Origin of the sequence: Bacillus chungangensis (genome assembly GCF_030812995.1) — a bacterium.
Taxonomy (GTDB): domain Bacteria; phylum Bacillota; class Bacilli; order Bacillales; family Bacillaceae_C; genus Bacillus_CF; species Bacillus_CF chungangensis.
Window position 1 is genome coordinate 15,623 of the sequence record NZ_JAUSTT010000005.1, and the last position, 14,727, is coordinate 30,349.

14 protein-coding genes are annotated in these 14,727 nt (G+C 37.0%); 8 read left to right on the forward strand and 6 right to left on the reverse strand.

Going from position 1 to position 14,727, the window contains the following annotated elements; translation table 11 throughout:
* Nucleotides 1–123: 123 nt before the first annotated feature.
* Both J2S08_RS05330 and J2S08_RS05335 read right to left on the reverse strand, forming a co-directional pair.
* Nucleotides 124–576, reverse strand: coding sequence for a helix-turn-helix transcriptional regulator (locus J2S08_RS05330; protein WP_307227392.1), 453 nt, complete (start codon nt 574–576; stop codon nt 124–126).
* Between the two features lie 48 nt (nt 577–624).
* Nucleotides 625–807, reverse strand: a complete 183-nt coding sequence (locus J2S08_RS05335) for a hypothetical protein (protein ID WP_307227394.1) — start codon at nt 805–807, stop codon at nt 625–627.
* A 320-nt stretch (nt 808–1,127) separates the two neighbouring features.
* Between J2S08_RS05335 and J2S08_RS05340 the strand changes: the two genes are divergently transcribed.
* Together J2S08_RS05340 and J2S08_RS05345 are read left to right on the forward strand one after the other, a co-directional pair.
* A complete protein-coding gene (locus J2S08_RS05340) occupies nt 1,128–1,577 on the forward strand; it encodes a helix-turn-helix domain-containing protein (RefSeq protein WP_307227396.1) in 450 nt (149 codons plus the stop codon).
* 12 nt (nt 1,578–1,589) lie between these two features.
* The gene (locus J2S08_RS05345; protein WP_307227398.1) at nt 1,590–2,030 is read left to right on the forward strand and encodes an ImmA/IrrE family metallo-endopeptidase; all 441 of its coding nucleotides are present in this window, start codon (nt 1,590–1,592) and stop codon (nt 2,028–2,030) included.
* A gap of 233 nt (nt 2,031–2,263) precedes the next feature.
* Here the strand turns inward: J2S08_RS05345 and J2S08_RS05350 are convergent, their stop codons facing one another.
* A complete protein-coding gene (locus tag J2S08_RS05350; RefSeq protein ID WP_307227400.1) occupies nt 2,264–2,818 on the reverse strand; it encodes a DUF6944 family repetitive protein in 555 nt (184 codons plus the stop codon).
* Between the two features lie 770 nt (nt 2,819–3,588).
* A complete protein-coding gene (locus J2S08_RS05355; RefSeq protein ID WP_307227402.1) occupies nt 3,589–5,523 on the reverse strand; it encodes a BglG family transcription antiterminator in 1,935 nt (644 codons plus the stop codon).
* Between the two features lie 174 nt (nt 5,524–5,697).
* On the opposite strand from J2S08_RS05355, the gene J2S08_RS05360 reads away from it, so the two are divergent.
* The 4 genes from J2S08_RS05360 to J2S08_RS05375 all read left to right on the forward strand — a co-directional run bounded on the left by J2S08_RS05360 (nt 5,698) and on the right by J2S08_RS05375 (nt 9,477).
* Nucleotides 5,698–6,012 carry a PTS sugar transporter subunit IIB gene (locus J2S08_RS05360; RefSeq protein ID WP_307227404.1) on the forward strand — a complete coding sequence of 105 codons (315 nt, stop codon included), beginning with the start codon at nt 5,698–5,700 and terminating at the stop codon, nt 6,010–6,012.
* Between the two features lie 25 nt (nt 6,013–6,037).
* Nucleotides 6,038–7,270, forward strand: a complete 1,233-nt coding sequence (locus J2S08_RS05365) for a PTS sugar transporter subunit IIC (RefSeq protein WP_307227406.1) — start codon at nt 6,038–6,040, stop codon at nt 7,268–7,270.
* A gap of 26 nt (nt 7,271–7,296) precedes the next feature.
* Nucleotides 7,297–7,653 carry a PTS lactose/cellobiose transporter subunit IIA gene (locus J2S08_RS05370; RefSeq protein ID WP_307227408.1) on the forward strand — a complete coding sequence of 119 codons (357 nt, stop codon included), beginning with the start codon at nt 7,297–7,299 and terminating at the stop codon, nt 7,651–7,653.
* 402 nt (nt 7,654–8,055) lie between these two features.
* Nucleotides 8,056–9,477 carry a glycoside hydrolase family 1 protein gene (locus J2S08_RS05375; RefSeq protein ID WP_307227410.1) on the forward strand — a complete coding sequence of 474 codons (1,422 nt, stop codon included), beginning with the start codon at nt 8,056–8,058 and terminating at the stop codon, nt 9,475–9,477.
* 242 nt (nt 9,478–9,719) lie between these two features.
* Here the strand turns inward: J2S08_RS05375 and J2S08_RS05380 are convergent, their stop codons facing one another.
* Nucleotides 9,720–10,286 (reverse strand): cupin domain-containing protein, encoded by a 567-nt coding sequence (locus tag J2S08_RS05380; RefSeq protein WP_307227412.1) that lies wholly within the window; start codon nt 10,284–10,286, stop codon nt 9,720–9,722.
* A 632-nt stretch (nt 10,287–10,918) separates the two neighbouring features.
* Nucleotides 10,919–12,076 (reverse strand): iron-containing alcohol dehydrogenase, encoded by a 1,158-nt coding sequence (locus tag J2S08_RS05385; RefSeq protein WP_307227414.1) that lies wholly within the window; start codon nt 12,074–12,076, stop codon nt 10,919–10,921.
* 494 nt (nt 12,077–12,570) lie between these two features.
* On the opposite strand from J2S08_RS05385, the gene selD reads away from it, so the two are divergent.
* Together selD and mnmH are read left to right on the forward strand one after the other, a co-directional pair.
* A complete protein-coding gene (selD, locus tag J2S08_RS05390) occupies nt 12,571–13,620 on the forward strand; it encodes a selenide, water dikinase SelD (protein WP_307227415.1) in 1,050 nt (349 codons plus the stop codon).
* A 23-nt stretch (nt 13,621–13,643) separates the two neighbouring features.
* Complete coding sequence (gene mnmH / locus J2S08_RS05395) at nt 13,644–14,684, forward strand: tRNA 2-selenouridine(34) synthase MnmH (RefSeq protein WP_307227417.1); 1,041 nt, start codon at nt 13,644–13,646, stop codon at nt 14,682–14,684.
* Nucleotides 14,685–14,727 lie beyond the last annotated feature (43 nt).

A 14,727-nucleotide genomic window follows, 5' to 3' on the forward strand; every position in this document is an offset into this window, starting at 1 on the left:
CTTAAGGTGGGGGGTCTTACTGCCAGTTAGATGTGGGATAAAAAAAGCCATCGCAGCGGATGGCGTTAAAACTGCTGGTATGAAGTTAAAGAATGATTGCTTTTTTATTTTACACTTTACGATTTAACACATGCATTTTTCCGACGTTCTCGACTTTCCCGTCGTTTTCGGCAAATTCGGCATTTTCGACATTTGCTCGACAATCGCATCTTTTAGACGGCGAATATGCCTTTCAGATAATCCCATATGGCGAGCGATCCATGAATAGTTTTTCCCTTCCAACAACCAATGTAGCACTTCCAATTCTCGTTCTTCTTCTATTAAACATGCACATTCTTGAATCGCTTCTATTTTCATCTTGTATTCATTTAACTTCTTCCATCTTTTTTCCCTGCGCAAGTACTCTCGATAAATAGGATCGCTCATCGCACCTTTTGCTTTCGGGAGTGAACCTTCGACTCCATATTGAGCAGCAAGCCTCTCTCCAGCTGCTCCAAGTGAATCGTGCATCATTTGAACAGTATTGATCATCCAATGGTAATCTTTTATCATGCTTTCTATTTCTTTTTTGTTCATTATGTTTATCACCTTTCTATCAAACTATTATGCTACTTTTTACTTGTCCTACCGCTGCCTAAAGGCACCTCTGTAGCGCCTATATGTCGGTCTATTTATTCCCATTAAGTTTTTAATCTCTGCTTCACTTAAAGGCACTCGGTTAAGTGCCGGTTTTTTGCAATCGGTTTCATTTCTATTTTTATCTATGCGATGCTGCTTTTTTGGATGGCTTTGTAACGTTGGACTCATTTTTTCAATTCCTTTACTATTTTATGTTCACTTTTTGCACAAATTAAATGAAAAAAAAATCGCGGTTTGGTTCTTTTCATTCTTCGTGTATTTTATACACTAAAAATACGATCGTTCAAAAATCTTTTTAAAAACAGTGTTTATCCTTATAGTACTAGACATTCTATTAATCTCCCATTACTCATTGTGCAATTTATACACCAATTATATCGTGCATTTTTTGCACTGTCAATGTCATTGTTCATTTTGAGCACATTATTTTGCTTTGTGCATTTTTTTCACGTATAATATAGATAATCGATTAATAGGAGCGTTGAATGATGAATTATGGAGAACGCCTTAGACAGTTAAGATTAGAAAAAGGATTATCTCAACAAGAGTTAGCTAATAGATTAAAGATTAATCGTTCTACTTATGCCCGCTATGAATTAGGAAAAACACAGCCAGATTTTGAAACTGTTTCTAAACTAGCTGATTTTTTTGCAGTGAGCACTGACTACATTCTTGGCAGATCAGCAAAAAAAGAAAACGATTGGGATTCAAAGCTTCCAGAATTAACCGAAAAGGACGAACGAGATATCGCCAAAGATTTAGAAAAAATGATTAGCAATTTAGAAAAAAAAGAAGGTTACTCACAGTTTGATGGACAGAGCATGGATGATATGGACGAGGAGGATCGTGAATTGCTTATTGCATCGCTTGAAAACTCTATGCGCTTAGCAAAACGGATAGCTAAACAAAAATTCACCCCTAAAAAATATCGTAAATAGGAGTGCAATTTTATGTCTCGAATGAAAGAAATTGTCGCAAAAATCATTGATAAATACGGAACGAACGACCCATTTGAAATTGGAAAGGCCCGCAGCATCGAATTTGTATTTGCAGAGCTAGGCAGCACTTTTGGCTTTTATAGCTCCTACAGACGAATTCAGTTTATTCATATTAATAATAAACTCGATAAAGAGATGCAGCGCTTTGTATGTGCCCATGAACTTGGCCATGCCATCTTGCATCGGGATATTAACACTCAATTTTTGAAAGCGAATACGTTTTTTTCACCAGAAAAAATCGAGGTGGAGGCAAACACTTTTGCAGTTGAGCTGTTAATGCCAGATGACGCCATTTATGAATATAAAGACACGAGCCTAACAATCAACGAAGTGGCTGAAATATACGGTGTACCAAGAGAAGTTTCATACTTAAAAAATAACGAATCTTCATAAAGCCGCTTTTGCTTACAAGATTCTCATTCTCTTTGTGTCTTAATTCGCAAAAAATAATTCCTTCAAAAGATAAATAAAGTAACATTCATCAATGGGTCTAGTTTTTAACCAATCGGACATTTATTAGAAGTAAGAAATGAGAAGTGAGTCCCACTTCCCATTTCTTACTTCTAACCGCCATGATGTTTCTTTTCATATTAACATCACTTGCCGATCATCTGAATAACTATATCTCACTTATTTCCTTGCGATTCTCCAAGCGCTAATATAACAGAACCGACTGCCTGAATCCAACTGCCACTAAATACAATAAGCTTCCCTTCTTCTGCTTTGATGTTATTTTTATAAAAACCTTCTTTTGAGTCATATTTTAGTTCATAAAAACCACCAACTGCTTGTAGAGAATTGCCTATAATCTGCAATAAATGTCCAATCACCCTTTGTGCTCGATCAGATACGGTATCGTCTTGCAATTCATCTGCAAGTGCTGCCGCCCCACCTAAAGCCTGTATCAAATTCCCTTTGATCGCTAACTGCACTTCCTGCTTTCCTTCTAATAAAAGGAGAGCACCGATAACTGTAACATTTCCAATTGCTTGCAGTTCCGTACCAATCCGTTCAAGTCCATATTGTTCTTCAGCTTCCAAAGCATTACCAACTGCTTGTAGTTCATTACCCCATAATTGAAGATAAAATCGCTTCTGACTATCTAAACGCTTAGAAGGTGAACTTCCAATTGCCGCCAAGATTGTTCCTGTTGGAGCTATCCACGGGATATACGGATCCATTTGCCACACGTCCTTAGTTGTTGCCTAAATAGATGTATTTGTCATATAATTAGCATCCCTCATTTCACTGACCATGTCTTATGTTAGATATATTCAACATTAGAATCATCGTTCATGAAAGGAGCATTTTTTTTGCAATAGACATTCGATTATGCTCATTTAGTTGTGTCTTCCAATATTAACTGTAAACTTTTGATTATCCTCCCCCAAGAAAGGGGGTGAAGGATTTGGTAAATAAAGATAAACTCAAAAGTTTTTCTGATTACACATTGATTAACATGCATCTAAGTATCAGAAGACATTTAGAATCTAAAGGTAAAGTTCATATAAAAGAATTGGAAAACCTTTTACATTTACTGGAGTTTGAGTTGACTAAGCGAAACTTATTCTAATTCGACTCCTTTCAGTTCCTTTAGTCTAATGATCTAAAATGCCAAAGCAAAAATAAGGGGGAGGAGCTATCAGGTGATTTTTATTTTTGTTAGTTAATTTGTTCACAATAACGATATCTTTCCTCATATGCCAAACAAGTGTTGATATTTAATCAATACTTTATTGTATTCATTATTTTATTTTTTTCCATTAGAAAATGAATAAAATGTTTTGCACCTCGATACGAAAAGTGTTCACGTAAGTGCTAGTGTTGATATTTTATCAACATCTATTGAAAAAAAAGAAACACTCCATAAATGAGTGTTCCCAGTGTTTTGATGCCTCAACATAATCAATTCTTAATAAAAAAAGACTTGCCAACTGCCGCAAGTCCCAGTTTAGTTATGATGCTTCATTAATTCTGACAAGATCCTAATGAAGTCTTCATAGTTTTTTGATTCGATAATTTTATTCGCATTTTTACTTTCGGATAACACTTCAATGAAGCTATCAAAAATAGAGCGAAATTCTTTTCGTTCCTCTCTATTCATGACAATCATGGCAATGATCTGAACAGTGCTTTCTCCCCACTTTACAGGTTTATCATTAATGACGATTGAAATAGACGTTCTTTTCCCATTCATCTTCATTGAATGAGGGACGGCAACAATATGATTAAATGCGGTAGAAGATATTTTTTCCCTTTCAATGATTGATTCAACGTAGTGTTGATCAATGCGATCGAGTTCAACCAGTTCTTCGCCCATAAATCGAATCATTTTTATTTCATCATCAAAATAAATATTTTTCTTAAAAAGGGCTGGTTCGAAATATTGGCCAAGGTAGGATTTCATATTAGTAAAATAACGCCGCTTTTTCATTTCACTTATTTTAGCAATGATTTTACTCTGGTCAGCTTCTGTCAGAAAAGGATTAATTTGAATAAGCTCTATATCGGCAATTGGTGGAACTTCTACAGTAGAGATGACCAAATCGACATTTAGTTGTGGGATATTTGTATCTGTCGTTGATAATACCCTCGTAATTTCTAATGAATCACTAAATGTTTGCGTCAATCTATTCACAGTTTCCATTTGCATGCCGTAGTATTCAGGACAAATGATTGCACAAAGGACTTTATTTTTAAGTTCTTTTTTTCGTTCAAAGAAGGCGCCAATATGAAACGCAATATAGGCAATCTCATCTTCGATTATCCTAATATTTTCTTCCTCCTGAATCTCATTCGCTATAAATACTGATAAATCATAAATAAGTGGATAAGATGACTTTATTTTTTTGGTCATCGGATTTTTGGAATATCGATTGAATTTTGCTCTCGTAATTAAGTTCCGAAGATGAAGTGTAAATTTGATCATAAACTCATCATCAGAAATATCGATAAAAAAATATTCATTTACTTTATGAATAATCCTATTAGCTAATCTCGTATATTCAGGTTCAATAAAATCATTGATGTTCTCAGTGGTAATATCGTTGTACTTGAGAGTAGTTGTTTTGCTGGCGAGCAACAAAGTTAAATAATACAGTTCGGTCGTATCAAATGTTACACCGGTAATCTTTTCGATCTCTGCGGCAATATCCAAAGCCGCATCATACTCGTACCTATCTTTAATTTGTTTGAGATTTATATGTTCGAGTACGTGATTACTTTTAATTCGTTCAATGGCAATGACAAGATGAAGCAAAATATTATTAATCGTGTACCCGTTGATAAATAAATGATAGCGATTTAAAATATCGATTACTTTTTCTTTCATTAACGATAAATCATAACCGTAAAAATCACTTTGAATATCGGCAAGATGGAGAAATTCTTCATTAGACTCATCTTGAAATATTTGGCTCATTAGCTTCCGTTTATTCATTTCTGTACCTATTAATTGAATCTCATCCATTTTCCGTTGCAAATGGAGGTCGTATTTTTTTAAGTAGGCACGCACCTTTTTCAGGTCGCTTTCTATCGATGCAACGCTTACACATAACTCTTCACTAGCATCAAAAATATTAAGACCCTCTTGGTTGTAAATCAAGTTTTTTAATAAATAATGAGTGCGTTCAATCGGTGTTTCTGGGATATCGTTCTCTTGCATTTCTTGCTCTCTGTATTTTAGAAACATTGCTTCATTTATTTTATAGTTATTATTTGACGACATAATGAGTGGTTCGGGGTAGGGAAGCGCATTGATTTCACTAATATAATGTCGAATTGTGCGTGTAGAAACAGAAAAATAAGCAGCAAGCTCATCCGTTTTCACCCATTTATTCAAATGATATAAATGCTTGATAAAAGCGGTTTCTCTCTCTTTTTTCAAATCTGACACCTCCCTCGTTCTATTTTCCCCTATCATTATATCCTTATCATTATGTATATAAAAGTAAGTTTTTCTCCGCTGTGCGGAACTTTTTCTATTGGCGAAGAGTTTGATTTTGTAGAAAAATGATATTAGGAAATACTACTTAAAATGACCTTCAAGGAGGAAATCAAGATGGATAAAAAAAATGTCTTACTCGTTTGTGGCGGCGGTGCTTCTAGTGGTTTTATGGCGCAAAATATTCGAAAAGCGGCTAAAAAAAGAAACATTGACATTGATGTGATGGCTAGAAGCGAGTCTGAAATTGAAGATTATATCAATGAAATCGATGTCTTACTCATCGGCCCCCATTTGAAATATATGGAGGCTGATTTAAGAGCAAAAGTAGAACCGTATCATATTCCAGCAGCAGTTATTGATCAATCTGTCTATGGACTTTTAGATGGCAACAAAGGTTTGGACCTCATCTTAGAACTTCTTGAAAAATAACTTTAATTGAAAAGAGGTTAGTGTCATGAATACGTTTATTAAATGGATGAACGAGAAATTCTCTCCTAAGATGAATAAGATAACGAGAAATCCATGGGTTTCAGCTATTCAGGATGCTATTATGGCAGTTTTGCCTTTAATTCTCGTAGGCTCTCTTATTACGATGATTTCAATATTGAATGAGTATTTTCCAAAAATGCCTGATCTATCACCGATTAGTTCTTTCTCATTTGGATTAATTAGTGTATTCATTGTGTTTTTAACACCCTATTTCATTATGGAAAAAAAGAAGAAAAATGATAGAAAAATAATTGCTGGTTTAACTGGCTTAGCTTTATTTTTCATCTTAGTAATGCCGGTATTTTCCGAAGACGGGACAAGCATCACTTTTACATTTGAACGTTTTGGCGGCAACGGTATGTTTGTCTCTTTATTTGTCGGATTAATTGTCGGCGCTGTTATGTATTTATTTAGTAAATTCTCATTTTTTAAAGACTCAAGTTCGCTTCCCGATTTTATTATTGTATGGTTTGATACGATTATACCAATCGCCATCTTACTACTTTTCGGCTGGTTATTCGCCTTTCAATTACAATATGATTTATACAATTTCATTTTATCGCTTTTTCAACCACTGTCTCTCATTGGTCAAAGTTTTGCTGGTTTTGTCATGATTACCTTCCTATGTGTATTCTTGTATTCATTTGGGATCAGTCCTTGGGCGTTATATCCAATCGTGTTTCCGATGTGGATGGCTGGTATTGAAGCGAACAGTTTAAACGTTTCTCAAGGATTGGCGCCGCAAAATATCCATACATTTGAAACGCTTATGGGTTGGGTATGGATTGGTGGAATGGGAACAACCTTGCCGCTTGTCATCATGATGTTATTTTTAGCTAAATCTAACCACTTGAAAGCAATTGGAAAAGTCACCATTGCACCATCGATATTTAATATAAATGAACCGGTTATTTTCGGATCTCCAGTAGCATTTAATCCGATCCTCATGGTTCCAATGTGGTTAAATGGGCTGATTATTCCTGCGATTACCTATTTCGTTTTAAATATAGGAATGGTTAAAATCCCTGCGGAAATTCTTCAATTATGGTATTTCCCAGCTGGAATTTCAACGTACTTAGTCAACTCTGACTTTAAAGGCTTAATACTATTAGCGATTATTTTAGTCGTCTCTTGGATAATCTGGTTCCCATTCTTTAAAGTGTATGATATGCAGCAACTGAAAAAGGAACAACAGTAAATTAGCATGATAGGGAGGTAAATAGAATGACGGGAGATAGCTTAAAAGAAAAGGATATGAATGAAATATCCATGAAAATTATTTTAAATGCCGGCGATGCAAGAGCAATCATTAGCGAGGCGCTTGAAAGCATTGCTAAAGGTAATTTCAATCAGGCAAATAACAAATTAATCGAAGCGAAAAAGAAAATTACTGCTGCTCACTCTGTGCAAACAGACACTATTCAAGGAGAAGCTCGCGGGGAAAAAATAACATTCTCTTTATTATTCGCTCACGCACAAGACACCTTAATGACTATTATGAGCGAATGGAATACAGCTAAGCATTTAATCCAACTTTTTGAAACATTTGATAAACGATTGAAAAAGCTTGAAGAAAAATAAGTGTTTATTGACATGCCAGATAAAGTGAAACTTCCATCAGTGGGGGTTTTCTCTCATCCCCATACAAAGGATCTCAAGCTAAAAGCGCGACGTCCTCGAAAAAGGAAAATCATCTTTTTCTTGTGCGATGTTTTGCTGTCGAAGCATTTCCTTATCCTGTCGCAACGCTTGAGTGACCAACATCCTCTTAAAAGAAGAGCACTTTTTCTTCGTGCGATGTTGATTCAAGAAGCTTTCCTTGTCCTGTTGGCCCGAACCAATCGGACATTTGACTTTCAGTTATCCCACATCTAGACTTCTTCGATTCCTCTTACTCTTGAGGTAGGGTTTTACTGCCAGTTAGATGTGGGATAAATGTATGATCTGGCATTTCAATCATGTTTATGAAGGGAGTATACTTCAATGGAATATAAAACAGCCGTTTCATTCCCAAAAGATTTTTTTTGGTCGGCTGCTACTGCTGCATACCAATATGAAGGTGCTTATGTAGAAGATGGAAAAACGCTCTCCGTTGTTGATAAAAATATCAATCCTCATTATGCCGATACAAGTGTTGCATCGGATCATTACCATCATTTCAAAGAGGATATAGCATTGATGAAAGAATTAGGGATGACTGCTTATCGTTTTTCGATTTCGTGGCCAAGGGTTTTACCAAATGGCCGTGGTAAAGTGAACAAAAAAGGAATTGATTTTTACAAAGATCTCGTCTCGGAATTAAGAAAAAATGGTATTGAACCGTTAGCTACGATCTATCATTTTGATTTACCTGCCTCTTTGCAAGATGCATATGGCGGTTGGTCTTCTCGGCAAATTATTGACGACTTTGCCTATTACTGCAAGATTTTATTTGAACACCTAGGAGATCAAGTGAAATATTGGTTCACGATTAACGAACAAAGCAATATGTTTCTTTTACCATATTTAATGGAATTTGATGCCGACACTCCCCTTGAAAAACAAAAATATGAAATGAATCATATCATGACATTGGCACACGCAAAAGCAATCACGCTGTGCCGCGAAATGATCCCAGATGCTAAAATTGGACCTGCTATTGGTCTATCGCCCAATTATCCAAAAACATGTCATCCTGAAGATATTCAAGCAGCTCGCAATGCTAACGATTTCCGTTCCTATTTATTCACCGATTTATATGTTCATGGAATATATCGACTAAACATATGGAGATATATGAAGGAAAATGGTGTCGCTCCAACGATTGAAAAAGGTGATATGGAACTGCTTCAATCGGCTAAGCCTGACTTTTTAGGCATTAATTATTATCAAAGCCGTGTCGTAAAATATGCTCCAGATACAATGAAGAATAAAGAAATGAAAATCAATGCAAACGGCAAAAAAGGTGAAACAGAATTTGAAATTATTCCAGGCATTTATCAAGGAAGTACGAATCCATATCTAGAAAAAACTGATTGGGATTGGGAAATTGATCCGATCGGCCTTCGTACACTGTTAAATGAATTAAACGACCGCTATCATTTGCCAATCATCATTACCGAAAACGGCATGGGTGCTGTTGATGAATTAACAGCTGATGAGAAAGTACACGATGATTATCGGATTGATTATTTAAGAAAACACCTTGAACAATGCCGGCTAGCAATTGGAGATGGCGTTCAATTATTTGGATATTGTCCATGGTCTTTCATGGATTTATTAAGTACGACAAGCGGATTTCGCAAACGATATGGCTTCGTGTACGTTAACAGAACAGATGAAGACTTAAAAGACTTGCGCAGAATCAAAAAAGATAGTTTTTATTGGTATCAAAAAGTAATTGAAACAAATGGAAAGCAGCTTTAAAGATAAACTGCCTCTCAAGACTTTGTCGATAGATGAGAGGCTGTTTTTTGAGATGAGTTCATTCAATGATCACTCATATAGTATGTATGCATTCTACTAAAAAAGGGAAGGGAATCCCCCTTCTCTTCCATATTTCTGAAAAAAATGTAAGCGTATGATAATTGATAATAGCTTTTTATGAAGTTATATTTGCATTTACTAAGCATGGAAGCCTAGTAATATGGTAAGTTTTGTTCAATCTTTTACTCTTTTTTTGGCGGCCCAATGATCACATCATCGGTACCTTTAATTGGTGCAAGCACCTTAGCAATTAAGTCAGCATCGATATTATATGCTTCTTTATATACTTCGGGTGGGGTTTTTGTAAGTGTAACAGATCCTTCAGCAGACTCAAATTGATCATTATTAAAAAATAAAACTAGTTTAGTATCATCTTCTTCTGCTGAAATCCAGTGCCACCAACCCATCGGTATAAATACGGTCTGACCAAATTTATCTAGCGTATACGTTACCAACTGTGGTGTATCAGGATCTAATACAGAAACCGTAGCTTTTCCGGAAATAAGAAAATCTAATTCCCAAGCATTAGGATGCCAGTGAGGTTCACGTATAAAATCTTTGTTCAAATTTAAACTTACACAAGCCCCTCCAATCATTGTTGGGTTCTGTGTTGAAGTTAACATATAAGCAACATTGTCTGGATTTCTTTCAAACAACACATTTTGGTTAATATCAAAAAATAGATTTGGCGTTCCCTTCCCTGTTATGTTTCGGTTATCCGTAACATAACCAGAAGTTGGGTTTGTCATACAATTACCTTCTTTCTAAAATAGAATCATTACCGTACTATCCTATTCGTTGATTGAAGGAAATGATTGTATGGGTGTCCTCTCTTAAGTTACTTCTCTTACATAACCTTGTATGAATAACAAAGCCCTTTGCTTATCTTCCATCATTTCATTACAGTTTTTCTCACTACTGATTAATAAGATAAAGTGAAACTTTCATAAGTGGGGGTTTTCTTTCATCCCCCACTTATAAATAATAGAACAAAGGCTAACAATCGCAGGCGTCCTCGAAAAGGAAACCGCTTTTCTTCGTGCGATGTATCGCTGCATTCCGAAGCTTTCCTTGTCATGTTGCAACGCCTTTGTGACCGACATTCTCGAAAAAGAAGCGCACTTTTTCTTCGTGCGATGTTGATTCAAGAAGCTTTCCTTATCCTGTCGGCCCGAACCCAATCGGACATTTGACTTTCAGTTATTCCCCACCTAGCGCTTCTGATTCCTCTTACTCTTGAGGTGGGAGTCTTGACTCGCCAGTTAGATGTGGGATAAAAAACCTATCTAATGAACAGCTCAGATAGCGGCTCATCAGATAGGTGTAGGTTGAAAATAATTCAAGGGTAGAGAGTATCTCCTTCAAACAAACCTAGGCAATATTACATCGCTCCTCGAATAATTTCCATTACTTCTTCAAGTTTTGGCTTCCGCGGATTCGTGGCAGCTGTAGCATCTTTCATTGCATTTTCAGCAAGTGTCGGAATATCTTCCTCTTTCGCACCTAGCTCTTTAAAGCCAGATGGAATGTTTAAGTCTTTAGATAACCGTTCAATAGCAGCAATTGCTTTTTCTGCTGCTTCACGTTTACTTAAGCCTTCCACAGATTCTCCTAAGTATTTTGCAATGGTTGCAAAACGGTCTTCACTTCCCACTAAATTGTAACGGCAAACGTGCGGTAATAGAAGCGCATTACATACTCCATGCGGTAAGTTGTAAAAACCGCCCATTTGGTGTGAGATCGCATGAACATAACCTAATGATGCATTGTTAAAGGCCATGCCGGCTAAAAACTGAGCATACACCATTTTTTCACGCGCTTCGATATCCTGTCCATTGGCAAACGCACGAGGCAAATACTCAGGAATCAATTCAAATACTTTTTCAGCACAGGCATCTGTCATTGGTGTTGCAGCAGTTGAAACATACGCTTCCACGGCATGCGTCAACGCATCAAGACCTGTTGCAGCAGTCAGTGCCGGTGGCAAACCGACCATTAAAGCTGGGTCGTTAATGGAAACTAATGGCGTTACATGTTTATCGATAATTGCCATTTTAACATGACGTTCTACATCAGTAATGATTGTAAATTTTGTCATCTCACTTGCTGTACCTGCAGTTGTATTAATTGCAATTAATGGAACTAATGGATTTTTTGACTTGTCAACGCCTTCATAATCGTGAATGGTCCCTCCATTTGAAGCAACAAGACCTATTCCTTTAGCGGCATCATGAGCAGATCCGCCACCAAGCGAAACAAGTGAGTCGCACCCTGCTGATTTAAACGCTTTCACACCATCCGCAACGTTTTTATCCGTAGGATTTGGTTCCGCTTTCGGATAGACTTCCACTTCAATCCCAGATGCTTTAATAATCTCCACAATTTGATCAGCAATCCCTAACTTAAATAAGCCTTCATCTGTCACAAGCAGTGTTTTTTTAGCTCCGACATCTTTTAAACGGGATCCTGTTTCTTGAATTGTACCTTGTCCGAATAAATTAATAGATGGCATGGAAAATTGGTTCTGTGTCATGTTCATTCTCCTTTTTAATTTTTTTTATTTGGGAAATCAACCGAAATAAAGATAGGTTGTTTCCCAGAAATAATTTATTACTATATACCTAGAATATACACCTACTTTTTTTGTTTTTCAACATATTAAACTTTATTACAAAAATATTATAATTATATTTATATTCAGTTTTACTTTTATTTCAATTTTTATATCTACTTAAATTCACTTATACTTTGTCCAATCTTGCATTTTGTAATAAAAACAATTTTTCATAAAAATTAGTAAACTATTTTAGAATATAAATATCCCCTTCCATCAGCCAAGTTTCTTCCTCTCTCATGAATGGTTCGTTGAACTGGTCAAGACACTTTTTTTCGTTTGACAATTCTTTCGATGACCCATTGCCAAAGTTCTCCCTCCAAAGCATGGGGGGGGACTTGCCGAGTTCACTGCCGCATGACTTTTCTGCTCCTGTGTTAAAATAGAGGGTATATACATGAATGAAAGGCTGATTCGACATGAAGAAAGATGATTCCATCAAATTAACGACCTTATCTTCAAAAGGTGGCTGTGGGTGTAAAATAGGTCCTGCTGACTTGGCGCAAGTTTTACATACATTGCCACCGACTGTTTCTGATCCAAACTTACTCGTTGGCCTTGACACAAGTGATGACGCAGGAGTGTACCGTTTAAATGACACAACAGCTATCGTTCAAACAGTAGATTTTTTCACGCCGATTGTGGATAATCCATATGACTTTGGACAAGTCGCTGCTGCTAATGCGATCAGCGATGTATACGCAATGGGCGGCACACCGATCACGGCGCTGAATATTGTCGCCTTTCCGATTGCTACATTAGATAAGCGTATTTTGGGTGAAATATTGCGAGGTGCCGGCGATAAATTGAAAGAAGCTGGGGTTGCACTTGTTGGGGGCCATTCTATTGAAGACAAAGAACCAAAGTTCGGCCTTGCCGTCACAGGTGTCATTCACCCGAATCAAGTAAGAACCAATGCGGGTGCTAAACCTGGTGATCGTTTAATTTTAACGAAGCCAATCGGTGTCGGCATCCTCACAACTTCACTCAAAAAAGGTTTATTATCAGAAGAAGAAATTGCCCGTGTTACGAAAGTAATGACAACACTAAATAAAATAGCGGCTGAAGTAATGGCAAGCTACGATGTCCATGCTGCTACAGATGTTACTGGCTTTGGTCTGTTAGGTCATGCTTCAGAAATGGCAAAAGCAAGTGGCGTCGGACTATGTATTCATTATAATCAAGTACCTATTTTACCACGTGTAAAGGAACTGGCTGAGACAGGTGCCGTACCTGGTGGAACAAAAAATAACTTTCAGCACGTAAAAGATGTTGTTACTTATCCGGAGTCACTCGATCAAGTGGAGCGCTGGATTTTATGTGACGCGGTTACATCTGGCGGACTGCTAATTGCTATAGCGGACGGTGAAGCTGAACAGCTTGTGAAAGAGCTTCAAGGGCAGGGAGTTGAAGCGCGAATGATCGGAGAAGTAACGGAAGAGAATAAAGGCTGTATTATTGTACGCTGAATTAAACATAGAAGGTGAAATAGATGTTTCAGGATATCTCGTTATCCAACTTATTGACGTTATATGAAAACAAGAAGCACACATTAATTGATGTCCGTTCCCCGAAAGAGTTTAACGAAGCTACTATCCCTGGAAGTATAAATATTCCGGTTTTTAATAATGAAGAGCGTGCAGAAGTAGGAACGATCTATAAACAAGTTGGTGTAGAGGCTGCCAAGGAGAGAGGATTAGAAATTTTCTCTCGCAAGCTCCCGGCATTTATTGCGGCCTTTAAAAAATTTGAAACCCCTGTAACTGTGTTTTGCTGGCGCGGAGGCATGCGCAGCAAAACAGCAGCCACGATGCTAGATTTGGCGGATATCCGTGTCAACCGGTTGACAGGAGGCATCCGTTCCTATCGCCAATGGGTTGTCCATGAACTGGAAAATCAACAGTTCAAACCAAAACTATTTGTATTAAATGGTTATACCGGCTCAGGAAAAACTGCTATTTTGCGGCGATTATCCCAAAATGGCTATCCTGCTATTGATCTGGAGCAAATGGCTGGCCATCGGGGATCGATTTTTGGCCAAATTGGCCTCGAGCCAAGCAACCAGAAAAAGTTTGATGCTCTGCTTCTTCATGAAATCCGTCGTTACCAGCAAGAACCTTTCGTTTTTATTGAAGGAGAAAGCAAGCGTATTGGTAAAGTATATCTTCCTCCTGTTTTAAATGAGAAAAAAGAGAACAGCCTGCAAATCTTTCTCAAACTGCCTATTGAAGAAAGAGTGCAGATTATCTTAGAGGATTATCAGCCTTGGAATTATCCGCAGCGCTTTGAAGAGGCGTTTCAATTGATTAAAAAGCGTATTCACACACCTGTTGCTAAAAAAATTGAAACAGATTTAGAGAATCGGGACTTTGCCTCTGCCGTCCGGCTGTTACTTGAATATTATTACGATCCGAAATATGAATATTCGAGCCGACAATATCCCGATCAGCAAAAAATCATCATTGAGGCCGCAAATACGGAGGATGCTTTTTATAAAATAATCCAAATAATAAAAAAGAATATTCTTCATTAAGTTAATGGAGGGGCCTTCCAACAAGTCAAATTTTTGACAATTG

Excerpts from the sequence above, each read along its gene's own strand:
- mnmH (WP_307227417.1), top strand. The coding sequence starts at position 13,644 with ATGTTTCAGGATATCTCGTTATCCAACTTATTGACGTTATATGAAAAC.
- J2S08_RS05340 (WP_307227396.1), top strand. The coding sequence starts at position 1,128 with ATGAATTATGGAGAACGCCTTAGACAGTTAAGATTAGAAAAAGGATTA.
- J2S08_RS05385 (WP_307227414.1), bottom strand. The coding sequence starts at position 12,076 with ATGAACATGACACAGAACCAATTTTCCATGCCATCTATTAATTTATTC.
- selD (WP_307227415.1), top strand. The coding sequence starts at position 12,571 with ATGAAGAAAGATGATTCCATCAAATTAACGACCTTATCTTCAAAAGGT.
- J2S08_RS05350 (WP_307227400.1), bottom strand. The coding sequence starts at position 2,818 with ATGGATCCGTATATCCCGTGGATAGCTCCAACAGGAACAATCTTGGCG.
- J2S08_RS05360 (WP_307227404.1), top strand. The coding sequence starts at position 5,698 with ATGGATAAAAAAAATGTCTTACTCGTTTGTGGCGGCGGTGCTTCTAGT.
- J2S08_RS05330 (WP_307227392.1), bottom strand. The coding sequence starts at position 576 with ATGAACAAAAAAGAAATAGAAAGCATGATAAAAGATTACCATTGGATG.
- J2S08_RS05375 (WP_307227410.1), top strand. The coding sequence starts at position 8,056 with ATGGAATATAAAACAGCCGTTTCATTCCCAAAAGATTTTTTTTGGTCG.
- J2S08_RS05345 (WP_307227398.1), top strand. The coding sequence starts at position 1,590 with ATGTCTCGAATGAAAGAAATTGTCGCAAAAATCATTGATAAATACGGA.
- J2S08_RS05370 (WP_307227408.1), top strand. The coding sequence starts at position 7,297 with ATGACGGGAGATAGCTTAAAAGAAAAGGATATGAATGAAATATCCATG.
- J2S08_RS05365 (WP_307227406.1), top strand. The coding sequence starts at position 6,038 with ATGAATACGTTTATTAAATGGATGAACGAGAAATTCTCTCCTAAGATG.
- J2S08_RS05380 (WP_307227412.1), bottom strand. The coding sequence starts at position 10,286 with ATGACAAACCCAACTTCTGGTTATGTTACGGATAACCGAAACATAACA.
- J2S08_RS05335 (WP_307227394.1), bottom strand. The coding sequence starts at position 807 with ATGAGTCCAACGTTACAAAGCCATCCAAAAAAGCAGCATCGCATAGAT.